The 23,686-nt window shown below is 63.4% G+C and carries 23 protein-coding genes; 12 read left to right on the top strand and 11 right to left on the bottom strand.

What is annotated here, in order from left to right; all coding sequences use genetic code 11:
- Positions 1 to 60 precede the first annotated feature (60 nt).
- A complete protein-coding gene (locus K288_RS0122925; RefSeq protein WP_027581668.1) occupies positions 61 to 1,242 on the top strand; it encodes an acyl-CoA dehydrogenase family protein in 1,182 nt (393 codons plus the stop codon).
- A gap of 183 nt (positions 1,243 to 1,425) precedes the next feature.
- Here K288_RS0122925 and K288_RS0122920 read toward each other — a convergent pair whose 3' ends face one another.
- The 3 genes from K288_RS0122920 to K288_RS46285 all read right to left on the bottom strand — a co-directional run bounded on the left by K288_RS0122920 (position 1,426) and on the right by K288_RS46285 (position 5,365).
- A complete protein-coding gene (locus K288_RS0122920; RefSeq protein WP_027581667.1) occupies positions 1,426 to 2,637 on the bottom strand; it encodes an ABC transporter substrate-binding protein in 1,212 nt (403 codons plus the stop codon).
- 35 nt (positions 2,638 to 2,672) lie between these two features.
- Positions 2,673 to 4,199: an acyl-CoA synthetase gene (locus tag K288_RS0122915; RefSeq protein ID WP_027581666.1), complete on the bottom strand. Its 1,527-nt coding sequence runs from the start codon at positions 4,197 to 4,199 to the stop codon at positions 2,673 to 2,675.
- A gap of 107 nt (positions 4,200 to 4,306) precedes the next feature.
- A complete protein-coding gene (locus K288_RS46285; protein WP_084799697.1) occupies positions 4,307 to 5,365 on the bottom strand; it encodes an AraC family transcriptional regulator in 1,059 nt (352 codons plus the stop codon).
- A gap of 245 nt (positions 5,366 to 5,610) precedes the next feature.
- On the opposite strand from K288_RS46285, the gene K288_RS0122905 reads away from it, so the two are divergent.
- A complete protein-coding gene (locus tag K288_RS0122905; protein WP_027581665.1) occupies positions 5,611 to 6,600 on the top strand; it encodes an NADPH:quinone oxidoreductase family protein in 990 nt (329 codons plus the stop codon).
- Positions 6,601 to 6,789: 189 nt separating this feature from the next.
- On the top strand, positions 6,790 to 7,764 hold the full coding sequence (locus K288_RS0122900; protein ID WP_027581664.1) for a quinone oxidoreductase: 975 nt from the start codon (positions 6,790 to 6,792) through the stop codon (positions 7,762 to 7,764).
- A gap of 110 nt (positions 7,765 to 7,874) precedes the next feature.
- On the opposite strand, the gene K288_RS0122895 is transcribed toward K288_RS0122900, so the two are convergent.
- Positions 7,875 to 8,768 (bottom strand): LysR family transcriptional regulator, encoded by an 894-nt coding sequence (locus K288_RS0122895; RefSeq protein WP_027581663.1) that lies wholly within the window; start codon positions 8,766 to 8,768, stop codon positions 7,875 to 7,877.
- Between the two features lie 132 nt (positions 8,769 to 8,900).
- Here K288_RS0122895 and K288_RS0122890 point away from each other — a divergent pair, with 132 nt between their 5' ends.
- Entirely contained in the window at positions 8,901 to 9,836 is a 936-nt protein-coding gene (locus tag K288_RS0122890; RefSeq protein ID WP_027581662.1) for a ring-cleaving dioxygenase, read from the top strand.
- On the top strand, positions 9,833 to 10,462 hold the full coding sequence (locus tag K288_RS0122885) for an alpha/beta hydrolase (protein WP_027581661.1): 630 nt from the start codon (positions 9,833 to 9,835) through the stop codon (positions 10,460 to 10,462). The genes K288_RS0122890 and K288_RS0122885 overlap by 4 nt, the downstream gene beginning before the upstream one ends.
- A gap of 11 nt (positions 10,463 to 10,473) precedes the next feature.
- Here K288_RS0122885 and K288_RS0122880 read toward each other — a convergent pair whose 3' ends face one another.
- The gene (locus K288_RS0122880) at positions 10,474 to 12,528 is read right to left on the bottom strand and encodes an acetoacetate--CoA ligase (RefSeq protein ID WP_027581660.1); all 2,055 of its coding nucleotides are present in this window, start codon (positions 12,526 to 12,528) and stop codon (positions 10,474 to 10,476) included.
- A gap of 214 nt (positions 12,529 to 12,742) precedes the next feature.
- On the bottom strand, positions 12,743 to 14,644 hold the full coding sequence (locus K288_RS0122875) for an alpha-amylase family glycosyl hydrolase (RefSeq protein ID WP_027581659.1): 1,902 nt from the start codon (positions 14,642 to 14,644) through the stop codon (positions 12,743 to 12,745).
- A gap of 218 nt (positions 14,645 to 14,862) precedes the next feature.
- On the opposite strand from K288_RS0122875, the gene K288_RS0122870 reads away from it, so the two are divergent.
- The gene (locus K288_RS0122870) at positions 14,863 to 15,045 is read left to right on the top strand and encodes a hypothetical protein (protein WP_027581658.1); all 183 of its coding nucleotides are present in this window, start codon (positions 14,863 to 14,865) and stop codon (positions 15,043 to 15,045) included.
- A gap of 99 nt (positions 15,046 to 15,144) precedes the next feature.
- Here K288_RS0122870 and K288_RS0122865 read toward each other — a convergent pair whose 3' ends face one another.
- Complete coding sequence (locus tag K288_RS0122865; RefSeq protein ID WP_027581657.1) at positions 15,145 to 15,564, bottom strand: hypothetical protein; 420 nt, start codon at positions 15,562 to 15,564, stop codon at positions 15,145 to 15,147.
- Between the two features lie 574 nt (positions 15,565 to 16,138).
- Here K288_RS0122865 and K288_RS0122855 point away from each other — a divergent pair.
- Positions 16,139 to 16,711 (top strand): helix-turn-helix transcriptional regulator, encoded by a 573-nt coding sequence (locus K288_RS0122855; RefSeq protein ID WP_244443223.1) that lies wholly within the window; start codon positions 16,139 to 16,141, stop codon positions 16,709 to 16,711.
- Between the two features lie 205 nt (positions 16,712 to 16,916).
- Here K288_RS0122855 and K288_RS0122850 read toward each other — a convergent pair whose 3' ends face one another.
- From K288_RS0122850 to K288_RS0122835, 4 genes are all read right to left on the bottom strand, one after another.
- A complete protein-coding gene (locus tag K288_RS0122850; RefSeq protein ID WP_027581654.1) occupies positions 16,917 to 17,165 on the bottom strand; it encodes a hypothetical protein in 249 nt (82 codons plus the stop codon).
- 116 nt (positions 17,166 to 17,281) lie between these two features.
- On the bottom strand, positions 17,282 to 18,004 hold the full coding sequence (locus K288_RS0122845; protein ID WP_027581653.1) for a Crp/Fnr family transcriptional regulator: 723 nt from the start codon (positions 18,002 to 18,004) through the stop codon (positions 17,282 to 17,284).
- A gap of 183 nt (positions 18,005 to 18,187) precedes the next feature.
- The gene (locus K288_RS0122840; RefSeq protein WP_027581652.1) at positions 18,188 to 18,895 is read right to left on the bottom strand and encodes a Crp/Fnr family transcriptional regulator; all 708 of its coding nucleotides are present in this window, start codon (positions 18,893 to 18,895) and stop codon (positions 18,188 to 18,190) included.
- Positions 18,896 to 19,157: 262 nt separating this feature from the next.
- Positions 19,158 to 19,451 carry a hypothetical protein gene (locus tag K288_RS0122835; RefSeq protein ID WP_027581651.1) on the bottom strand — a complete coding sequence of 98 codons (294 nt, stop codon included), beginning with the start codon at positions 19,449 to 19,451 and terminating at the stop codon, positions 19,158 to 19,160.
- Positions 19,452 to 19,630: 179 nt separating this feature from the next.
- Here K288_RS0122835 and K288_RS0122830 point away from each other — a divergent pair, with 179 nt between their 5' ends.
- From K288_RS0122830 to K288_RS0122810, 5 genes are all read left to right on the top strand, one after another.
- A complete protein-coding gene (locus K288_RS0122830; RefSeq protein WP_027581650.1) occupies positions 19,631 to 21,211 on the top strand; it encodes a flagellin in 1,581 nt (526 codons plus the stop codon).
- Between the two features lie 176 nt (positions 21,212 to 21,387).
- Positions 21,388 to 21,756 (top strand): flagellar biosynthesis repressor FlbT, encoded by a 369-nt coding sequence (flbT, locus tag K288_RS0122825; protein WP_027581649.1) that lies wholly within the window; start codon positions 21,388 to 21,390, stop codon positions 21,754 to 21,756.
- A 245-nt stretch (positions 21,757 to 22,001) separates the two neighbouring features.
- Positions 22,002 to 22,385, top strand: coding sequence for a response regulator (locus K288_RS0122820; RefSeq protein ID WP_027581648.1), 384 nt, complete (start codon positions 22,002 to 22,004; stop codon positions 22,383 to 22,385).
- 34 nt (positions 22,386 to 22,419) lie between these two features.
- Positions 22,420 to 23,295, top strand: coding sequence for a protein-glutamate O-methyltransferase CheR (locus K288_RS0122815; protein WP_027581647.1), 876 nt, complete (start codon positions 22,420 to 22,422; stop codon positions 23,293 to 23,295).
- 3 nt (positions 23,296 to 23,298) lie between these two features.
- Positions 23,299 to 23,628: a hypothetical protein gene (locus tag K288_RS0122810; protein WP_027581646.1), complete on the top strand. Its 330-nt coding sequence runs from the start codon at positions 23,299 to 23,301 to the stop codon at positions 23,626 to 23,628.
- Positions 23,629 to 23,686 lie beyond the last annotated feature (58 nt).

Below are 23,686 nucleotides of genomic sequence, written 5' to 3'. Positions count from 1 at the left end.
TAATCGCCCCGACCCAGCCGACCTAGTCTCTAGCCTTGCAAACAAGGCTTGGAGAGAACAGTGGATTTTGAACTGTCCAGGGAAGAACGCGAAATCAAGGCCCGGGCCGCCGCCTTTGTGGAGGAAGTCTGCCGCCCGCTCGAGGATGACTGGGGAACGGATGATTACGCCGTGCCGCACGATATCTTCATGGGCGTGGTGCGGAAATTCCGCGAATACGGCTTCAGGGGATTGGCGGTGCCGAAGGAGGCCGGTGGGCAAGGACTCGGGACGGTGGCGAAGTGCCTGGTCTATGAGGAGATCGTGAGCTCGCCCGTGATGCATGGCCTGCTCGCGACCTGGTCGGGCTTTCTCGATCCGCACCCCGCGCTTCACGTCGCGCCGGAATGGCAGAAGGAGGCGTATCTCTATCCGATTTTGAAAGACGACAAGTTCTACCACATCAACATCTCCGAGCCGGGCGCAGGCTCCGACGCGGCCGGGATAAAGACCACCGCCGTTCGCGATGGCGACAACTACATCATCAACGGCATCAAGCGCTGGGCGCCGCCGCCGAACCATCCGGGCATCACGCCGAAATATCTGCTGTGCTATGCCGTGACCGATCCGGCGAAGGGCTATGAAGGGATTAGCCTGTTCCTGGTCGACTATCCCAATCCCGGCGTCTCGGTGCTGCGCGAATACGAGACCATGGCGCCAGGCACCTATCTCGGCCGCAGCTGCGATTACCAATACAAGGATTGCGTGGTGCCGGCTAAGAACATGCTGGGTCAGGAAGGCATGGGCTTCCGCTACATGATGGACCAGCTCAACCGCAACCGCACCGTGATCGGGGCCCGCCTGACCGGCACGGCGCGCTGGGCGCAGACGCAGGCTGCGAAGCGAGCGCGCGAGCGCGAGACGTTCGGCAAGCCGCTCGCGGAACGTCAGGCCATTCAATGGATGCTTGCGGAATCGGAGATGGACATCGAGCAGTCGCGGCTGATGGCCTACAAGGCCGCCTGGATGCTCGATCGCGGCCTTGACGCGCGAAAGGAAGCCGCGATGGTGAAATGTTTCGCCCCGCTTGCGGCCTGCCGCGTCATCGACCGCGCCATCCAGATCCACGGCGGCCTCGGCGTGCTCAGGGAAAACCGCTTCGGCCAGCTCTATTTCCAGAGCCGAATCGCGCAGGTCGCGGAAGGCACCACCGAAGTGATGAAGATGACCATCGCCCGCGAAGTGCTGCGCGAGTGTGAGTAGCGGCGGGCTAACGGGCGCGGAGCCTTTCTTACCTCTCCCGCTTGCGGGAGAGGTCGACGCGGAGCGTCGGGTGAGGGTTCTCTCCACCGGGGGAATCCCTATGCGGAGGCACCCTCACCCCAACCCTCTCCCGCAAGCGGGGAGAGGGAGGAGCGCAGCTTCCATCGCGGACGCAACTTGCCCTCACTTCTCCGCGTCGATCACCTCGCCGATCGGCTTCCATTTCACGCCGTCGAACTGCATCAGTTGTTCCTGGCTCATCGGCGTATAGCGCGTCGGGCTGGTGTTGAATTTGATGCCGGGCAGCATGATCGGAAGGACGAGATCCTTGATGCTGGTCGCCTGCTTCATCAGGTTCTCGCGCGTCAGGTCGTCGCCGCAGTTCGTCAGGACGTGAATGAAGGTCTGTGCCGTCGCATAGCCGAACACGTGATAGGTCTCGGACGGATTGGCTTCCGGCATGTATTGCTTCATGAAGGCGAGATATTCCTTCATGCCGGCATCGTCGACCCATGCCGCGTCGTTCGGATCCTTGCGGAAGGCGACCGTGATGACGCCCTTGGAATTGTCCAGTCCCGCCGGCACCAGCGTGCTGGAGATCGAGCCGGCCGCATCGCTGAGAAGATGCAGCGCGTCCCACTTCGTCTCCGCCATCTTCTTGATCGCCTGTGCAGAGAATTTCGGTGTCGAAATGTCGAGGAATACGTCGGCGCCGGTCGCCTTCAGGATCAGGATCTGTGAATCGATTGTCGGCTCGGCAATCTCGTAGCTGAGCTCCTTGACGATCATCGAGGCGGCCTTGTCGCCAAGCCCGTCGCGAAAGCCCTTGAGATGGTCGCGACCGAAATCATCGTTCTGGAACAGCACCGCGACCTTCGCATTCGGTCGCTCCTTCAGGAGATATTTGGCGTAGATCACGCCCTTGGCATGGTTGTTTGGCTGCCACCCCATCGACCATGGATAGGTCGCGGGCTCGGAGACGCGGTTGGCCCCGGTGCCGAGGAACAAGCCCGGCACCTTCTTGGCGTTCAGATATTTCTGCGTGGCGAAGTTGGTCGGCGAGCCGAAGGTGCCGACGATGGCCAGCACCTCTTCGCTTTCGACCAGGCGGCGCGTCTGCTCGACTGCCTTGGGCGGGCTATAGCCGTCGTCGAGCGAGATCAGGTTGATCTTGCGGCCGTTGACGCCGCCTTCCGCATTCACCTTCTGGAAATAGGCGGTCATCGCACGCCCGATCGCTGCGAAGCTCGATGCGGGGCCGCTATAGGGCATGGTCTGGCCGATCTTGACTTCGGTATCGGTCACGCCGGGTCCGTAGTTCTTCTCCTGAGCGAATGCGGAGGACGACAAGCCCGCCCATGCGATCGCACAGGTCGCTACCATGAGCTTCTTCATGCTCTTTTCCTGTCTTCGTTGTTGATGATCTCTGGTCAGGCCGGCTGCAGATAGCGCTGCTTCAGCACGTGCTTGAACAGCTTGCCGTTCTCCTGCCGCGGCAGCTCGGCCTCGAAATCGATCGAGCGCGGGCATTTGACGTGCGACAGGTCGTCCCGGCAGAATGCCATGAGGTCGGCCGCCAGCGCCGATGATGCCTTCGACGGCTCCCTGAGCTGCACGACGGCTTTGACCTCTTCGCCATATTCCGCATTGGGGATTCCGAACACGGCGACGTCAGCGACATCAGGATGCAGCGCCAGGTGGTTCTCAATCTCGGCCGGATAGATATTGACGCCGCCGGAGATGATCATGTGCGAGCGGCGGTCGGTCAGATGGAGATAGCCATCCTCGTCGAGATAGCCGACATCGCCGATGGTCGACCAGCCCTTGGCGGTTCGCGAGCGCGCGGTCTTTTCGGGATCGTTGTGATAGACGAATTGCGGGCCGTCGAAATAGACGTCGCCGATCTCGCCAGGGCCGAGTTCGTTCTGCGCTTCGTCGAGGATGTGGATGGTGCCGACGCAGGCGCGCCCGACCGAGCCGCGATGCGTCAGCCAGTCCGCGGTCGAGATGCAGGTGGCGCCATTGCGTTCCGAGCCCGCGTAATACTCCCAGACGATCGGTCCCCACCAGTCGATCATCCGCTCCTTGAGCTCGAGCGGACAAGGTGCGGCGGCGTGAATCGCGCAGCGATGCGATGACAGATCGTAGCGGGCGCGTATCTCGTCCGGCAGCGCGAGCAGGCGGAAGAACATCGTCGGCACCCATTGGCTGTGGGTGATGCGGTAGTGCTCGATGGTCGCGAGCGCCTGCTCAGGCACGAACTTCCTCATGATCACCGCGGTGCCGCCGCTTTCCAGCGTGCGCATGGTGAAACGAAGTGGCGCGCCGTGGTACAGGGGTGCCGGGGAGAGATAGACCGTGTCTTCCGCGAAGCCGAAATTGTCGCGCACCCAGTCGCCGGACGCCTGCGCCTGGCGAAGGTTGGCGAACAGCGGCTGCTTGATGCCCTTGGGCCTCCCCGTCGTGCCCGAGGAATAGAAGAAATCCTTGCCGACAGGGCCGTCGGGGATCTCGATCAGGCGATCGAAACGCGCCAGCTCCGCGGCATAGTCGAAGCTGCCGTCCAATGCGCCACCCAGCGCGTAGACCGTGCACCGGTGCGGATTGTCGGCCAGCAGCGCCTGGACCGCGTCCGCAAAACGCGCGGCGACGAAGAACAGCTTGGCGCCGCTGTCGCGCACGATATAGGCGGCTTCTTCGGGCTTCAGATGCGTGCTGACCGGCGTGTAGTAGATGCCGTGGCGGCGCGCGCCCCAGATCAGCTCGAAATAGGTGGGGTCGTTGTCGAGCATGATCGCGATGCCGTCGCCGGCGGCGAGCCCCATCCAGATCAGGAGCTGCGTAACAGCATTGGCGCGGCGATCGAGTTCGCCATAGGTAATCGCCTGGTCGGAAAAGGCGACGAGCGCGGCGGTCTTGTCGGGATGACGTTCAGCCCATTGGCGCAGGATTGGCATTTCTTCCCCGTGTTTGCCGAGAACTCGGCCTTGCGGGGATTATCCGTGTCAGCGCGCATTCGTTGAATGACCGGGCGTGCCAATCCGATTGGCGGAATCCGACGGCCCTATTTTGCCGGCGAGCGGCCGCGCTCGCGGAATTCGCCGGGCGCCACGCCGGTCCATCGCCTGAACGCGCGGTGGAAGGTGCTGAGCTCGGAGAAGCCCAGCGAGACCGCGATTTCCTCCAGCGGCAGCCGGGACTTCTGCAGCAGGTGGGTGGCGAGGTCGCGGCGCAGCCGGTCCTTGATGTCCTGAAAGCCGCAGTTTTCTTCCTCGAGCAGGCGGCGGCGCAGCGTCTGCGGCGAGACCGCCAGCATCCCGGCGATGTCCTCGAACGACAGCGGACGCTTGAGGTTGCGGCGGAGAATGCCGCGCACCCGCTCCGCCATGCTGCTGTCGTCGCGGTAGCGCACCAAAAGCGCGTTGGGCATCGACGCCAGGAAGCGCCGCAGCCGCTCTTCGTCGGGCATGATCGGCAGATCGAGCAGCTCGGCATCGAAACGGATTTCGGTGCGCGGCTGCTCGAACAGCATCGGTGCCCGGTAGAACGGCTCGAGCTCCGAACTGAACGGTTCTTCGGGAAAGACGTAGTGGACCGTGATCAGCGGCAGCCGGCGTCCCACCAGCCAGCACATCAGCCCATAGGCGAACAGCAGGATCGCGCCGTTGACCATGCGCCGCCGGTTGAGCTGGGCGATGGTGTCGGTGACGTAGAGCGAAGCGTCATCCGGGCCTTCCGCAAGCCGTACTACGAAATCGTCGGCGACCAGATGATAGAACTGGCAGCCGATGCGGATCGCCTCGCGCAAATTGGCGCAGCGTATGAGCAGCCGGCACATCATGCGGAAGGTGCCCGGCTTGATCGGGCGGTTGCACAACAGCCAGAGCTCGTCGCGCGTCTCCCGGGTCAGGATCGCGATCAGGCGCGCGAACTGGTCCTGCGGGAGCCTGGCGCCCGGCTTCCCGAGTTGCTCGGGCGCGATGCCGGCGCGTGCCAGCAGCCGGTCGATATCGAGGCCGGCTTCGCGCACGCCGCTCAGCACCAGGCCGACATAGCCGGAGTCGATCGCTGAACGCGACGGCGCGGTGTGTGATGATCGACGTGCGGCGGAGGCTCCCGGCATGGCGTCGTCATGTTAGAGCATGATCCGGAAAAGTGGAGACCGGTTTTCCGAAAAAGATCATGCTCAAACAAAGAGCTAGAGCGGGATGACGATTCGAAGAAAAGTCATCGCGCTCTAGCGCCGGGATTGTTCCGTCGCCACCACTCCTGTGGCAGGCAATGTCAACGCAACTGGTCGTTTTCGTCATTGCGGACGCAAGGCTTCTTTTCATTGTCGCTGACGAGATTGCCGCCGGAGGACAATTGATGCGCGCGTTGATGAGTTGCGAGCCGGGCGGCCCGGAAACCCTGCGGCTGCTCGATGTGCCGGAGCCGGTCCCAGGACCGGGACAGGTGCTGGTGGCGGTGAAGGCGTGCGGCGTGAACTATCCGGATTTCCTCACCATCCAGGATCGCTATCAGATCAAGACGCCGCGGCCCTTCGCGCCGGGCGCCGAGGTGGCCGGCGTCGTGGCGGCGGCAGGGGAGGGCGTCGCGGGGCTGTGCGTCGGCGATCGGGTCGCCGCGCGGACCGGAACCGGCGGCATGGCTGAGTTCGTCGCCGTCGATGCCGCGCGCTGCAGCCCGATTCCCGAGGGCATGTCGTTCGTCGATGCCGCGGTCATGCAGTTCACCTTCGAGACCGCCTATTACGCACTGCACACCCGTGCCGGCGTGCGGGCCGGTGAAACCGTGCTGGTGCTGGGCGCAGCAGGAGGCGTCGGTATTGCTGCCGTGCAGGTCGCGCGCAATCTCGGCGCCCGCGTTGTCGCCGCGGCCTCATCGGAAGAGAAGCTCGGCTTTGCACGCCAGCACGGCGCCGCCGACGGCGTCATCTACTCAGCCGACACAGCGGGGGACGGCCGCGAACTCGCGGCGCGCGTGAGACAGGCGGTCGGTTCGCGCGGCGCTGATGTGATCATCGATCCCGCCGGTGGATGGCTCTCGGAAGCTGCCATTCGCTGCATCGCAGAGGGCGGGCGTTATCTCGTGCTCGGCTTCACCGCGGGTATTCCATCACTGCCGCTCAACCTTCCCCTGCTGAAGAATTGCGATGTGCTCGGGATCAACTGGCGCACGTTCACGCTGTCGCAGGATCCGCGCGTCGCCAAGAATCGGCGCGCGCTCCAGGCCTGGTATTCGCGAGCCGCCCTGTCGCCCGGCATCAGCGCCGAATTTCCGCTGCAGGAAGGCGGCAAGGCGATCCAGCATCTCGCCGACCGGCGTGCGCTGGGCAAGGTCGTCGTGGTGATCTGACCTGCGCATCCCAGCCTGACCTGCGGGATTCGAAATTCTGCAATGCATCAGGGCTGTCACGGCAAGATGACCCTGCGCGCCGCTTGCCGCCGTGCGGGGCGCTGATATGGTCTGCGGCCGGCGAAAATGGAGATTGCATTCGCCGCTTTCGCCGAGATTCACCATCATCCCGCGCTGCAGGAGTTTTTCATGACACACGCTTTTCGCTTTCATCAGGCCGGTGGTCCCGAGGTTCTGAAGTGGGAAGAGGTCAAGCTTGGCAAGCCTGGCGCCGGCGAAGCGCGGATCCGTCACACGGCAGTCGGCCTGAACTTCGTCGATATCTATAACCGCGCGGGCGTCTATGGCGTGCCGCTGCCGAGCGGCCTTGGCAGCGAGGGCGCCGGCGTGGTCGAGGAGGTCGGGCCCGGCGTCACCGACCTGAAGCCGGGCGATCGCGTCGCCTATGGCAGCTCGCCGCTCGGCGCCTATGCCGAGGAGCGGCTGATCCCGGCCGACCGTCTGCTCAAGCTGCCCGATGGCATCGATGACAAGACCGCCGCGGCGATGATGCTCAAGGGGCTGACGGTGCAGTACCTCATCCGCCAGACCTATCGCGTCAAGAGCGGGGACACGATCCTGTTGCATGCGGCGGCCGGCGGCGTCGGGATGATCCTGGGCCAATGGGCGAAGCATCTCGGCGCCACCGTGATCGGCACGGTCTCGACCGATGAGAAGGCGAAGCTCGCGCAAGCCCATGGCACCGCGCACGCCATCGTCTACACGCGCGAGGATTTCGTCGCCCGCGTCAAGGAGATCACTGGAGGCAAGCTGGTTCCTGTCGTCTACGACTCCGTCGGCAAGGACACCTTCCTGAAATCGCTGGATTGCCTCGCGCCACTCGGGGTCGCGGTGTTGTTCGGCCAGTCCTCAGGCAGCGTCGAGCCGCTCAATCTCGGCCTCCTCGCGCAGAAGGGCTCGCTGTACGTGACCCGCCCGACGCTGAACACCTATGGCGCCAAGCGCGAGAACCTGGTGGCGATGGCGAACGAACTGTTCGACGTAGTGAAATCAGGCGCGGTCAAGATCGAGATCAACCAGACCTATCCGCTCAAGGACGCCCCCAAGGCCCACGCCGATCTCGCCGCCCGCAAGACCACGGGATCGACGGTGTTCCTGGTGTGAAGGTGCTTGTAGCCCGGGTGGAGCCGCAGGCGTAACCCGGGACCGCCCTCAAACGCGGACGCAGACGTCCCGGGTTGCGCTCCGCTCCACCCGGGCTACGGAACGACGCGCTAATCCACTCCCGCGCCGAAGCGCTCGACCAGGAAGTCGATGAACAGCCGCACCTTTACCGAGAGGTGCCTGGTCGGAGGATAGATCGCATAGAGCGTCAGCGGCGGTGCGTGGTAATCCGCGAGGATGATCTTCAGCGCGCCTGTCTGGAGCGCATCGTCGGCGATGAAGGTCGGTATCAGCGCGATGCCGTGGCCCTTCGTGGCGACGTCGCGCAGCACCTCGGCATTGTTCGCGCACAGGGACCATGATGGCTGAATCCAGTGATCGCCATCCGCGCCGGTCAGCTTCCATTGGTTGCCGGTGAGCAGGAAGCCGTAAGTCAGCGCCGTATGATCGCGAAGATCGCGCGGATGGGCCGGCATGCCATGCTGGGCCAGGTAGCCCGGCGAGGCGCAGACGACGCGGCCGATCGGTACGATCCTGCGCGCGATCAGGCTCGACGATTCCAGCTCCGCGATCCGTAACGTGACGTCGAAGCCGTCCTGCACGGGATCGAGCAGGTCGTCGCTCAGGACGAGCTGGAGCTGGATCTTGGGATATTTCTCCATGAAGTCCGCGACCGCCGGGCCGAGCCGCAGCGTGCCGAACGACATCGGCGCGTTGACGCGAAGCAGTCCGTGCGGCGTCGATTGCGCCTGCGACACTGCCTGATCCGCCGCGTCGAGTTCGGACAGGATCGAGAGCGCGCGCTCGAAATACATCTGGCCGCTCTCATTGGTGCTGACGTGGCGGGTGGTCCGGTTGAGGAGCTGCACGCCCAGGCTCTCTTCGAGCTCGGCCACATACTTGCTGACAGCGGAGCGGGAGAGCCGAAGCTGCCGGCCGGCCTCGGCGAAACTGCCGGTCTCCGCGACCTTCACGAACGCCCGCAAGCTCGCGACCTTGTCCATCTAGCCTCCGGCCGATTGTCCTCAAATCGTAGACATAGGCGCCATGAAAGCATGGATTGTTCTCGGAATATAGCGGGCCGATATTCAGCCCAACGAGCCCGGTCGGGCTCTCGAGTTGAGGAGGAAAAACCAATGTCTGGCATTCATCATGTCACCGCGATCGCCGGCAACGCGCTGAGGAATTTCGATTTCTACACGCGCGACCTCGGCCTGCGCTTCGTCAAGAAGACCGTCAATTTCGACGATCCCACCACCTATCATTTCTACTACGGCGACGAGGTCGGCCATCCCGGAACCATCCTGACGTTCTTCCCCTGGGAGGGCGCGCCGGCCGGCCGCCGTGGCGTTGGCGAGACCCACCAGACCGCGTTCCGCGTGCCTGCACGATCGCTCGGCTATTGGGTGCAGCGCTTCGTCGCGAAGGGCATCCCCCATCAGCCGCTGGAGAAGCGCTTTGGGGAGTCGGTCCTTCCCTTCACTGATCCCGATGGCACTGCGCTCGCTCTGGTCGGCATTCCCGGCGCTGAAGACGAGCCGGCCTGGAGCAATGGCGATGTCCCGGCCGAGCACGCGATCCGCGGCTTCCACGGCGTGACCCTGCTGCTCGAGAGTGCAGCCAAGACCGCCGCCGTCCTCATCGATGTGTTCGGGTTCCGCGAGGTCGCGCGCGAGGGTTCGGTGATCCGCTTTGCTACTCCCGGTGACGTCAAGGGAAGCATCGTCGATATCTACGAGGCCAAGGGCTTCCTGCGCGGCCGCCAGGGCGTCGGCTCGGTGCATCACATCGCGTTCCGCGCGGTGGACGACGCGGAACAGGGCCAGATGGCGCAGAAGCTGGTCGCCGCCCATGGCCTGCATCCGACCGAGCAGAGGGATCGGAACTACTTCCGCTCGATCTACTTCCGCGAGCCCGGCGGCGTGCTGTTCGAGATCGCGACCGACATTCCCGGCTTCGCGGTGGATGAACCCGTCGAGAGTCTCGGCCACGCGTTGAAGCTGCCGGCGTTTCTCGAGCGGCATCGCGAGGAGATCGAAAGCGCGCTGCCGGATCTGGGAGAGGTCGCATGACCAACGAGACAGCCTTTGTCTATCGCTTCGAGCCGGCGGAAGGGGCGGGCGCTCCGCCCCTTCTGCTGCTCCACGGCACCGGCGGCGACGAGAACGACCTGCTGGATCTCGGCAGGATGCTGTCGCCGGGTTCGGCGCTGCTGTCGCCGCGCGGCCGCGTGCTGGAGAACGGGATGCCGCGCTTCTTCCGCCGTCTTGCGGAAGGGGTGTTCGACGAGGACGACGTTCGGCGGCGCGCCATCGAGCTGGCTGATTTCGTCGACGAGACGCGCGGCCGTCTTGGCATCGGCGCGCCGGTGGCAGTGGGCTATTCCAACGGCGCCAACATCGCCGCGGCGATGATGCTGCTTCGCCCCGGCACCCTTTCGGGCGCAGCGCTGCTGCGCGCGATGGTCCCGCTGTCCGATCCACCGCGCGCTGACTTGGGCGGCATACCGGTGCTGATCGCTTCGGGACAGATGGACCCGATCGTGCCGAGCTCCAACTCGGCGAAACTCGCGGACATCCTGCTCGATGCCGGCGCCGATGTCACGTACCGGACCCTGCCGGTCGGGCATCAACTCGCGCGGGCCGACCTCGTGCTCACGCGCGAGTGGCTGGAACTGGCGAAGGAGCAGGCGAAGTAACAGGCGCTGCCTTATGCGGCGCCTGCATTCTTTTGCAGATAGCTATCCGCAAAGGCGAGATACCACTCCAAACATCCGGGATTGGCCATCGCGTCCCTGTTGATGACCTTCTCGATCGGATGGCCGAGCAGGAGCTTCTTGATCGGCAGCTCCTGCTTCTTGCCCGATAGCGTGCGCGGGATTTCGGGCACCTGGAAGATCTCGTTGGGGAGGAAGCGGCGCGACAGGCCGGCTTCGATCGCCTTGTTGATCCGTGCCTGCACCGCCTCGTCGAGCGCGAGGCCGTCGCGCAGCACCACGAACAGCGGCATGTAGCTTTCGCGCCCGAGATATTCGAGATCGACCACCATCGAATCCAGGATCTCCGGCAGCGCCTCGATCGCCGAGTAAAGTTCGCTCGTTCCCATGCGCAGGCCGTGCCGGTTGATGGTCGCATCACTCCGGCCATAGATCACGCAGGAACCGTCGGCGGCGACCTTGAGCCAGTCGCCATGCCGCCACACCGGACCGCGTCCGCTGCCGTCGAAATTGTCCGGATAGGTCTCGAAATAGCTGGCGCGATAGCGCGCATCATCAGGATCGTTCCAGAAGCGCAGCGGCATCGACGGCAGCGGCTCGGTGCAGACGAGCTCGCCGACCTCGTCGATCACGGGCCGTCCCTGCTCGTTGAACGCCTCCACGGCACAGCCCAGGATCCGGCATTGCATCGTGCCCGGCGTCTGCGGCAATTCCCTGTTGCCGCCGATGAAGGCGCCGGCGAAGTCGGTGCCGCCGGAAATGTTCGCCCACCACATGTCCGCCTGCGCGGTGTTGCCATTGACCTTCGAGAGCGCGGCGAAGCGCTCGTTGAACCAGGCCTGGGTGTCGGCGCTCAGCGGTGATCCGGTCGAGCCGAGCGCACGCAGGCGCGAGAGGTCGTCGACGGTGGCGAGATCGATCTCGGCTTTCGTGCAATTGGCAAAGAACGCCGCGCCGGCGCCGAACACCGTCACCTCAGCGTCGGCGACGAAGCGCCACAACGTGGTCCAGTCCGGTCTGTCCTTTGATCCGCCCGGGCTGCCGTCGAAGATGCAGCAGGTGGTGCCGCCCAGGAGCGCGTTGACCTGGCAGTTCCACATGATCCAACCGGTCGAGCTGTACCAGTGAAAGCGCTCGCCAAGCGAGTTCGGCTGATAGCTGCAGCCGATGTCGTTGTGCAGCGTGTTCAGCGCCAGCACCACGATGATGATGCCGCCATGGCTGTGCACGATCGGCTTCGGCAGGCCGGTGGTGCCGCTGGAGTAGACGATCCAGAGCGGATGATCGAACGGCAGCCACACCGGCTCGAACGCATCGATCGCGGGACTCCGGCGGGTGAAGATCGCCGACAACAGCGGATCGGCTGTCTCGGCGTTCTCCGCGTCACTGTGCAGAATGAAGTGCTTGACCGTCGGAAGCGAGCGCCGGAGCTCGTCGATCACGGCGTGGCGGTCATGCCGCCGGCCGGCATAGGTGACGGCATCGCAGGCGATCAGCACTTTCGGTTCGATCTGCTTGAAGCGATCGATCACCGCCGGCGCCGCCATGTCGGGCGCGCAGACGCTCCAGATCGCGCCGAGGCTCGCGGTGGCGAGGAAGGCGATGATGGTCTCGGGGATGTTGGGCAGATAGGCCGCGACGCGGTCGCCGGGCTTGACGCCCTTCTCCCGCAGGTGAACCGCAAGCGCGGCCGCCTGTCGCCGCAATTCGGGCCAGCTCGCTTCCTTCAGCGCGCCGTCTTCGCCGCTGCTCACGATCGCCGGCAGGCCCGCGGCATCGGCGGCCTTGACGTGGCGGAACACCTGCTGGGCGTAATTGACGGACGCGCCGGGAAACCAGACCGCGCCCGGCATCTTCCGTTCCGCCAGCACCGCGCGATGCGGCGTCGGCGAGCGCAGGTCGAAATAATCCCAGATGCTCTGCCAGTAGGCGTCGAGGTCGCGAACCGACCACTGGCGCATGTCCTCGAAGCTGGAAAAGCTCAGGCCGCGCTGCTCCTCGAGCCAGCGGCGATAAAGGGCGATCTGCGGAACGTAAGGTGCGGCCATTGTTCTTCGACTTGCATCGCGGCGGGGAGTGCCGCTCGAACGAAAGCCCTAGAGCATTTTCGGTTCTGATGGAATCAGAACCGAAGCTCTAGATTCTTGTTTTGACGCGTTTTCTTCACGCGAACCCGTGTCCACTTCGCTCGAAAACGCTCTAGCATAACGCAGTCCGCGCGGGAATGTCATCGCCCGGCGCCCGAGGAGTCTGCTGACGGTGTCAGCCTCTTGCGAAAACCAGCAGCCCGTTTGCCGGAATCGTCACTGCAGCCGACACGGGCAGGCCGTGCAGCGGCGGGCCGTCGGCACGTACGCTGCCATCGGCGGTGACGGTCGGGCCTGCCTCGCGGTCGTAAATGTCGCTGTTGAACATTTCGCGCCAGCGGCCCCCAGCGGGAAAGCCGATCGCGTAGTTGTGGAGCGGGCTTTCGTTGAGACTGCAGACCACCACGACGTCGCCGCCGTCACCCTCGACCCAGCGCTGGAACGCCAGCACGCGGTTGTCGTCCTGGACATGGACGACGGCGCTGCCTTCGCCGCGCAGCCCCGGCGTCGTCAGGCGCAGGCCGATCAGGTCGCGGGCAAAGCGCAGGAAGCCGGCCATCACGTCATCGCCGCGGTCGAACGCCGCCCAGTCGATTTCGGTGTCCGTGCCCGGCGTGTCGCTCCATGGCTTTGACGCCAGTATCTCCTGGCCCATGAACAGCATGGGAATGCCCGGCGCGGTCAGCAGCAGCCCAAGCGCAACGCGGCTGCGGCTGCGCGCATACCAGGATCGTGGATTGCTGCCGTCGGCAAGCGCCGCGATCCGCTCGTCGCGACCGGCATAGACGATGTCGTGGTTCTCGAGTGCGTGCACCGCGCGCCAGCGATTGCGCAGGCTCATCGCAGCGATCGCGTCCGCGATCGCTGACATCGGCACGCGCGCGGTGGCGCCCTGCGACGCGCTCGCAATCGCCGCCCGCACGCTGTTGCGGATGCCGTCGCTCCAGGTGGCGTCGAAGCCCGCTCCGCCTTCGCTGCGATCCTTCACGATCCACGCATTGACCGGCCAATATTCGGCGATCTGGATCGCCTCGGGTTTTTGCGCGCGCAAGGTCGAGGTGAGGTCCTGGCAGGTGGCCCAGCCGCCGAAGCGATCGATCACGCTGACTTCATCGAAACGGAAGCCGTCGATCCGATACTCCTCATAAAGGAACGTGGCGTTGTCGATCAGGAACTGTTTGACGCCATCGTTCCAGAACGCGAACACGAGGCCGCCTGCCCAGCCCTGGTCGGTGAAATACAGGCTGTTGTTGTTGTCGCCGGGTATCTCACGGTCGAGGAACCACATGCTCTTGTCGTCGAACCCGCCACCGGCGTGGTTGTAGACGACGTCGAAGATCACGGCGATGCCATGGATATGGCAGATGTCGATCAGCGCGCGGAGCTGGTCGTCGCTGTGCCTGAGTGTGTCGACGCCGGGATAGGGCGCGTGGCCGGCGGCCCGCAGGATCGCGTTGGTGCGGTCCACGTAGCGGCTGAGTTTGGCCTCGTTGGCCTCGGCGTATTGGTTCTCCGGGCTGTAGAGATCGACGCCGTTATAGCCCATGCTGAACGTGGTCGGGAATTCCTGGATCGGCAACAGCTCGATGGCGTTGACCCCGAGCGCGGCGAGGTGCGGCACGCGCTCGATCACGTCAAAGAACTTGCCGTCCGCGTTTTCCGGATGCGGCGCGAAGGTCCCGACGTGAAGCTGGTAGACGACGAGGTCGTTGAATGCCGGCGGCACGAAGCGCTCGAGGTGCCAGGGAAATCGCGAGGCATCGCGCAGCAGGGAATTGCAGGCAGGAAAGGACGGTTGCACGCTCAACAGCCGTGCCCGCGGATCGCGCTTGAAACCGGATGAGCCGACGCCCTCCACATAGAACAGGTAGGCATCGCCGTCCTTCAGGTCAGGCACGAAGCAGGCCCAGTGTCCGCCGCCGATCTCCGACATCAGCGAGCTGGCATCCTGCCTCCAATCGTTGAAGTCGCCGGAGACATGGACCGCGCTGGCCCGCGGCGCCCAGACCCGGAATGTCGCCCCGCCCGGCACGAGCGTGCCGCCCATCGGAGCACGGGTGAGATCCGGCCCAGGCATCTGTCCTCCCCCTGAACGCGTGGCGCCCGGAAGAATGAGCCCGGCGGCAGCGGCCGGCAAGATTGTCGCCCACCATTATTACGCGGATGCGAAAGGAGGCCCGGCAGGACCGGGGACTTGGCGCTCTTTGCGGAAAAGAACGGAGGAAGGGGTAACGCGCGGAACCAAGGACGGGCCCGGCGACTTATCCGCGCAGGCTTTCATCGAGGCTCAAGAAAATGAAGCTGCTGCAGCGTCTCTCCCGGCTGTTCTGGCGGCGCCGGGAGTTGCGCCAATCGCCCGTCTTTCCGCAACCCTCCATCGATGCCGACGAATTCGCCCGGCTCTTGTGCAGCCGGCGGGTTGACGATTTGAAGACGCTGGCGAAGAAGCTGAGCCAGCAGCCGAGGGCGCACGCCTGAGGCGGTCGTCCGTGGCCTGAGCGCGCTCACCTGGCGGTGGGGCGGGGAGTGGCGCGCGGCTGACTCCAGGGGACCGAAAACTCCTTCGCACCCTCCGCGCTACTGCGCCTTCTCGTGCGCGGCAATGCCGACCGCTTTGTAATCATAGGTCGGATAGAATTCGGTGCGATAGGCGCCCCAGGCCTTGTCCTCGAGCACGCGATTGACCTCGCGGAGCCGCGACGCCGGCAGCCGCAGCGTCACCACCTGGCCGATGCCCATCATCACATACCAGCTTACGACCTCGACGCCCGCAGGTGGAAACGCCTTGTAGTAGCCCTGCTTCTCGAGCTGCGCGTTGAGTTCGCCGAGCGGGCGCGACTGATCATGCTTCAGGAACACCGTGATCATCACCGCATTGTCGGCGGTCGGCGGCGTCGTGTTCTCCGCGGGTGCGGTCTGGGCATTCGCGACTGATGTGAAGGTCAGCGCGCATGCGAGCGCCGACATCGTCATCCATGATCCCGTTGCTCGCGCCATCGCCGTCTTCCTTCATTGTTGTGAGGATTGAGATCGCGATCATCGTGGTGCCGGTGAAAGCTGTAAAGCTCCGGCGCGAGGTGTCGTGCATCGATCACAAATCGTGCGACGGCTCTCTGCCGCCGCATGACTTCTCGCGCAAGCGTCGTTCCGCTCCTGCGTCATGTTCGCGCGAGCGCCGCGTGTTTCGTCGTCAGGTCCGCAAAAGGATTCTCTGGGAAGTTCTCGAACGCGCGCGATCGCATTCGCTTCATCGGTGATTCGCCGCGCGCCCGGGAATCGCCAACATTCGGGGGCTGGAACTCACAAACATGTTCGTGAAACTACGATATTCCGCCGTAATTTCAGTATTTTCCCGATGAGTAGAAATACTGAGATTTGCCACATTCCTGCGAGAATTGTTGCAAACTCTAGGCGCGTCTGCCTCTATTTCCTTGTGAGCTGGCAACACATGGTCGCGTTCTCAGTATTCCTACCGAGTGCCGAGTTAACGCGGGAACAGCCTTAGGGTCGCTAGATCGGTCGCATGACACAGCACGAGCATCGAGCCGACGGGTCTCATCTATCAAAGTGGATGGAAGACCGCGCCCCATTCGAGAGCAATCGTGAGATTGTGGAACTCGCTGCACAGCGCGCGCGGGCGACGGAAGAGGCGGGCGCTGCGATCGCGCGCCAGTTCAACGGTCCGATGACGGCGCTCCTGCTCTACATGAACGAGATCAAGCAGCACAGTCATCAGTTCGCGCATTCGCCGGCAGCGCAAATCTACCTGCAGCAGGTGGTCGAGAACGCACTGCAGCAGACTGAGCGCGTCTGTGCGATGCTGAAGCAGATTTCCGACGTTCATTCCGGATCCGCTCCCGTCATCGATCAGCAGACGGGGTGGGACAATTCGCCCGCACGCATCAAGGGTGAAAGCCGTCCGCCAAAGCTGACGGTTGCATCCAAGGCCGGCCAGAAGCCGCTTACCAGGCGCGAGCGCGAGGTGCTCCGCCTCATCAGCGAAGGCTATTCGAACAAGCAGGGCGCGCTGCGCATGAAGATCAGCCCGCGCACCTTCGAAAGCCATCGCGCCGAAGCGATGCGCAAGCTCGGCGCGCGCAACACCGCCGATCTCGTCCGCAAGGCGCTGATGCAGTCCTCCTGATCGCGAAAGCGATATAGAGCACGGTGCATTTGCGCGAAGTTTGCGCTCAAGCAAACAACGATTCGATTCAAATTGATAATGTTCGAATTTCGCAGCGCATCCGCGCAGCGCGTCAAAAAGAATCTAGAGCTTCGGTTCTGATCCAATCAGCACCGAAAATGCTCTGGGCCGGTCACGCGTTTGCGTCGCCGGGCTGCGAGCGCATTCAGAGATAATCTTCCGCGAAGGTACGAACGCGCGGGGCTGTGCGCAAGTTCACGGTGGCGCGCTTCGGCGCTTCCGGGATGATCGTGATGGTCCAGACCGCCGGAACGCTCGCCTTCTTTTCCACGATGGATCGAACGTGACCCGTGACCGTCGCGCCGGCCGAACGCGCCGTCGCGGTCCTGCCGTTGAACTGTGCGATACGAAAACGCCTGACTTCCTTCTGGTCCGTCGTTTCGAACGTGAACATGTCAACTCTCCCGTGTTCACGCCGATTATCGCCGGTTAAGCTTAGCCGTCCGTGAAAATTTGGAACCGTAGAAGTACGGCCGGATTTCCACGCGGGGAGCACGCGCGCCATTGCGCTCATGCCGTGATCGACGCGCCCCCCTGAATCAGGCGCGTGTATTGGGCTTTCACCGTCGCGTAGCATTCGCATGAGGTCTTCATCAGGCCGTCGAGATTGGTGATCTCGATATGGCCTCGGCTGTAATGGATGAAATCCGCCTGCTGAAGCGTGTGCGCGACCAGCGAGACGCTGTTGCGGCGCGCGCCGATCATCTGCGCCATTGCTTCCTGCGTCAGCACGATCTTGTCGCTTCCGGACAGGTCGCGGGTGTGCAGGAGGCATCGCGCGAGCCGTGATTCCACTGTGTGCGACGCGTTGCAGCCGGCGGTCTGCTGGATCTGAGCATCGACCGCGAGTCCGTGCCGCGCCAGCGCGTAGCGCAACGTCGCGCTCCGGTCGGCGGCGAGGCGGAGCTGCTCGAGTTCGATCGTCGAAGCGATGCCAGGCACCACCACCACCGCGCTGTTCAGCGCGGTCGCGTCTCCGAGCGCGGCGAACGCACCGAGGATGCTGTCACGCCCAACCAGGGCGATCTGCACCTGCTCGCCGCGCGCGAGCTTGACGACCAGGGAGATCGCACCCTTGTGGGGCAGGTAGGCTCGCTTGAGCACTTCGTCGACCTCGACCAGAACCGTGTCCTGGGTGAGATCGACGGTTCGCAGATGCGGGCGGATCAGTTCGAAGTCGGATGCCGACAGCGCGGACAAGAATCCGTTCGGCGGACGAGGAACCGAATTCAAAGCAGTCTCCTGCCTCATAGCTTGCGCGTCTCTCGGCCGGGCAGCCGACACACGCTGCCCGAGTTGCAGGATGACCTTGTCACGTATCGCGGGCAAGGAAAACCTGCCATTTACCCAATGCCGTTCGATACTCGTCCACGACTGTGGCCTCGGCGACGCAGGTTCCGCCACCTGCAGACCCTCTCATCCCGCATTGAGCAGCCGATCGCATTGCGTCCTCACCGCGGCGTAGCACTCGCAGGCGGCTTTTTGCAGGCCGTCGAGATCGATGATTTCGATGTTCCCGCGGCTGTAGCGGATCAGGCCGGCTTCCTGGAATGCGTGTGCCACGATCGAAATGGCATTGCGCCGAACGCCGAGCAACTGTGCCAGAGATTCCTGGGTCAGCGGCAGTGGCCCGCCTTCACACAACTCCCGCGCGTGGAGCAGCCAGCGCGCCAGGCGGGATTCGACCGTGTGAGATGCGTGGCATGTCGCGGCCTGCTGGGCCTGCACGGACAGCGCCTGTTGATGCCTGATCAGAAGGTGCCGCAGGGTGCAGCTTCCTTGCATTACGGCATGCAGGCGATCAGTTGCGAGAATCGATGCAATGCCGGGTACGACGACGACCGCGTCCGCCAGCGATGGTCCGTCATGGAACACGGCAGTGGTGCCGACAATGCTGTCGCGGCCAATCTTGGCGACTTCGACAGTCTCTCCTTCCGCGAAGCCGACGATCATCGAAACCACGCCGCTGTGCGGCAGATAGACTTCGCTGATCAGCGCGCCGGTCTCGAACAGCACGGTCTCCTTCGTCAGTTCGACGGTCGCGAGATGCGGCCGCAACAACTCGAATTCCGCCGCTGGCAGAGTCTGCAATAGATGATTGGATGGACGCGAAGATCCAGACATTCCCTCTCCTGCCGAAAGGCGGGAGCTCACGGTCTCGCGTCACCTACTCTTGGCATGTCGGATGGCACGAAGAATAGCTTTCTCGCACGATTGCACAAGGGTTACGCGTTCGTCGCTATACACCCTACCGGGCAGACAGATCGCGTCGTTTGCACGCGAAAGGAAATGGCGCGCTGATTCGTTCTTGCGAGCAAGCCGCTGATGACATCGACGGCGCGCGGACAAGCAATCGGCGGCTGTGCAGAATGGCGCGATCACCGGCCTATGCGAAATACTGCTCGGCGAGATTGAGTCGAACTTTTCTATGCAAGGCGATTGTCTGGCGCGAGGAGACAGGCACGAAGCGTTCGCGCAGAATTCGAGCAGCGCAGAATTCAAACAAGAAAGTCGCGCGCCGACGATTTGAATAAAAGTCATTGCGCAACGTTCTCTCGATCGTCGTGAACAGCGCGAGCGCTTGACGCTCGCTCGATCCGTCGTCGACGGGATTGTCTGCTGCGCGAGATCCACGATCGCGATCCAAGATGCGCGCCGCCGTTTCGATCTGTGCATTCACGCATGCGATGATCTCAGTAGAACTACTGAGAAATGCGTCTGCGCACGCGTTTTCTGGGTAGTTGTACTGAGGGGCGATTTAACGAACGGGTTAGCGTCGCTGGAACAGTGTGGCTCGGTCGCCGGAGTGAAATTTCCGGCGGCTGCGTCAATTGTGTTCATCCAGAAGGGTATCAAACTATGTCCGGCATTGTTCTTTCGGCTTCGGTTCGCCAGAACCTGCTCTCGCTGCAGTCGACCGCTGATCTGCTCGCCACCACGCAGAGCCGTCTCTCCACCGGCAAGAAGGTCAACTCGGCCCTCGACAATCCAACCAACTATTTCACCGCCGCTTCGCTCGACAATCGTGCGAGCGACATCAACAATCTGCTCGATGGCATCGGCAATGGCGTGCAGGTGCTGCAGGCGGCCAACACCGGCATCACCTCGTTGCAGAAGCTGGTCGACAGCGCCAAGTCGATCGCCAACCAGGCGCTGCAGGCGACCACGGGCTATTCGTCGAAGTCGACGGCCACTTCGGCAGTCATCACCGGCGCGACTGCCAACAACCTGCTCGGCGATGGCGATACGGCAGCGACCGTGACCGGTACTGCGGTTGCGGGCGGTCTCACCACCGGTACAACCACCACCACGGCTACATTTGCCGACGGCGACTCGTTCACGGTGAACGGCAAGACGATCACGTTCGCGACCGGCGGCACCAGCGCCACCGCGGCCTCGACCACGGACGCCAACGGCAACGTCACGATCAACCTGAAGTACGGCGCGGGCAGCACCGACACGACCGTGGCGGATGTCATTTCTGCGATCAATGGCATCACCGGCGGTACGACAACAATTGCCACGAACGCCCTCACCATCAGCAACGCCACCACCGACAAGAGCAACAGCATCGTCCTCGGTGGAGCCAGCACCGTTCTGGCGAAGCTTGGCCTTACGGCTGGTACGACGAGGCCGGCCGACGCCACGGATGGTCAGGTCCTGAACATTGCTGCGATCGGCAGCAAGGCGGCTCAGTCCATCACCATCGGAACCGGTGCCGGTGCGGTGAACACGCTCGACGATCTGAACAAGAAGCTCGCCGACAGCAACCTGGTGGCATCGCTGTCCAGCGACGGCAAGCTCAGCATCACAACTGCGAACGACGATGCGTCGATTGATCTGACCGGCAAGATCACCGGCAGCGCCACCGGCGCCGGCACTCTGCTCGGAGCCCTCAGCACGACCGCTCCGGTCAAGGACGTCAATGCGCAGAACACCCGCGCGGATCTGGTCCGCCAGTACAATATCGTGATCGACCAGATCAAGACGACGGCGCAGGATGCCTCCTTCAACGGCGTCAACCTGCTGAACGGCGATCAGCTCAAGCTGGTGTTCAACGAAACCGGCAAGTCGTCGCTGACGATCAACGGCGTGGTTGACGATCCGGCCGGCCTCGGCCTTTCGTCGCTGACCGCAGGGACCGACTTCATCGACAACGACACCACCCAGAAGGTTCTCACGTCGCTGAACGATGCGTCGAGCACGTTGCGTTCGCAGGCGTCGGCCTTCGGTTCGAACCTGTCGGTGGTGCAGATCCGTCAGGACTTCTCCAAGAACCTGATCAACGTGCTGCAGACCGGCTCGTCCAACCTGACGCTGGCCGACACCAACGAGGAAGCGGCCAACAGCCAGGCGCTGTCGACCCGCCAGTCGATCGCGGTGTCCGCGCTGGCACTGGCCAACCAGAGCCAGCAGAGCGTGCTGCAGTTGCTCCGCTGAGCCCTGCGACCAAATCGAACACGAAAGCGGCGGAGACAACTCCGCCGCTTTCGGACTGACGAATTACCAGACCGGATGGTGGCGCGCCTGCTGCCGGTTCGCGCGTCGAAGATCGAGGGCGATCAGACGTCCGCGCCCTTACCTGGAAAAGCCGTTGCCTAGAAAAGGAGACGATCATGCCGTTGCGCGTCGAGTTGAAGCCGTTTGAACGGATCGTCATCGGCGAGACCGTGCTGATCAATTCCGGCACCCGCACCTCCTTCCTGATCGACGGCGAAGCGCCGATCCTGCGCGAAAGGGACACCGTGACCGCGGAGACCGCCAATACCCCGGCGAGGCGGCTCTATCATTGCGTCCAGACCATGTATCTGAAGAACGAGGTCCAGCGTTATCGGACCGCCTATCTCGGCTTCGCCAGGGAACTGCGGGAGGCCGATGCCACCGCGCGCGAGGCGCTCGACCTGGTTAACCGTCACGTGGCGGACGGTGCGCTCTACAAGGCGCTCAAGGAAATCCGCAAGCTGATGCAGCGCGCCGCGGCGTGAGCAGGCCGGCGCCGCTCGCGCGCGAAAACTCCAACGAATTCATTGCTTTCGGGCGGCCGCGCGGCGGCGATGGATTTCCGCGCATCCGGCGCAGCCCAAGCAGAGCGGTATCAGCATGCCATCCGTATTCGCACGGGCGGTAAAATTAAGTGGTTGTGAGCCGCCTGGGGCCTATCGATTGTCGAGCGTCTACAAGAATAATCGAGAGGCGAAGTCAGATGGACGACGTTCGGATCGGCGGGCAGGTGCGGACCTGCCTTGTCGTCGATGATTCCAGCGTGGTGCGGAAGATCGCGCGCCGCATCCTGGAAGAGCTCAATTTCCAGATCATCGAGGCGGAGAACGGCGAGCGGGCACTGGAGGCCTGCCGGCGCGCCATGCCCACCGCGGTGCTGCTCGACTGGAACATGCCGGTGATGGACGGCCATCAATTCCTGCTTGAGCTGCGTCGGCTGCCCGGCGGCGACTTGCCCAAGGTCGTGTTCTGCACGACCGAGAACAACATCGATCACATCTCGCGCGCGCTCGAGGCGGGCGCCGACGAATACATCATGAAGCCGTTCGACAGGGACATCATCACCGACAAATTCCACGAAGTCGGTCTGATCGCAGCCGCGACGCCTGCTTGATCGTTCGAAAATTCCCTCGCGCTGAGAGGCTGTCGTGAACGCTTCCGACTACGAGTATCTGCGTAGATTGTTCAAGGATCATTCCGGTCTCGATCTGTCCGCGGACAAGCAATATCTGATCGAAAGCCGCCTGCTGCCGCTGTCGCGCAAATGCGGCCTCTCCTCGATCGACGATCTCGTGCAGAAGATGAAGGGCGGATCGGCCGGCCATATCGCGCAGGCGGTCGATGCCATGACGACCAACGAAACCTTCTTCTTTCGCGACAAGGCGCCGTTCGATCATTTCCGCGATACGATCATCCCGGAGCTGTTGAAGGCACGGGCGAGCCGCAGGACGATCCGGATCTGGTGCGCCGCCGGCTCGACCGGGCAGGAGCCGTATTCGCTGGCGATGTGCCTGAAGGAGATGAGCGCACAGCTTGCAGGCTGGCGCACCGAGATCCTCGCGACCGACCTGTCGCAGGAAGTGCTCGAGAAATCCAGGGCCGGAATCTACAGCCAGTTCGAGGTGCAGCGCGGCCTGCCGATCCAACTGCTGGTCAAGTACTTCAAGCAGAAGGGCGAGCCCTGGCAGATCAATGCCGACATCCGCGCCATGGTGCAGCACCGGCAGCTCAACCTGCTGCATGACTTCTCGCAGCTCGGCACTTTCGACGTCATCTTCTGCCGTAACGTCCTGATCTATTTCGACCAGGACACCAAGACCAACGTCTTCAACCGCCTCGCCAGGTCGCTCGAGGCAGATGGCTTCCTGGCGCTCGGCGCCGCCGAAACCGTCGTCGGCCTGACCGACGTCTTCAAACCCTGTCCTGAAAAGCGTGGCCTCTATCGGCCGACCGGCGCGCGTCCGGCGGTCGTGCCGATGGCGCCTCCCGCCATGCCCAGGATGGCTGCGATCGGGGGACGTTGACAGATGAAGGAGACCAGCAGGCGAGCGGAGCGGGTGACATTCAGCCGCGGCTACGACGTATGCATCATGGCTATCGATGGAACCTGGCGGCGCGATTGCGTGCTCAACGCCATCTCCGAGAATGACGCCGCCCTGAATGTCGAAGGCTCGATCCAGGGCCTTAACCTCAAGGAGTTCTTCCTCCTGTTGTCCTCGACCGGGCTTGCCTACCGCCGCTGCGAACTGGTCCGCGTCAACGGCACCGAGATGGACATCCAGTTCATCCGGGGCAAACCCGTGAAGGGGCGCGTCGCTCCAACGGATGGAACCGAAACCGGCAAAACCTCCAGCTAGAGCGTTTTCGAGCGAAGTGGATACCGGTTCGCGTGAAGAAAACGCGTCAAAACAAGAA

Origin of the sequence: Bradyrhizobium sp. Ai1a-2 (assembly GCF_000426245.1) — a bacterium.
GTDB lineage: Bacteria > Pseudomonadota > Alphaproteobacteria > Rhizobiales > Xanthobacteraceae > Bradyrhizobium.
Note: the sequence above shows the minus strand (reverse complement) of the source record. Positions and strands in the feature narration are given on the sequence as shown.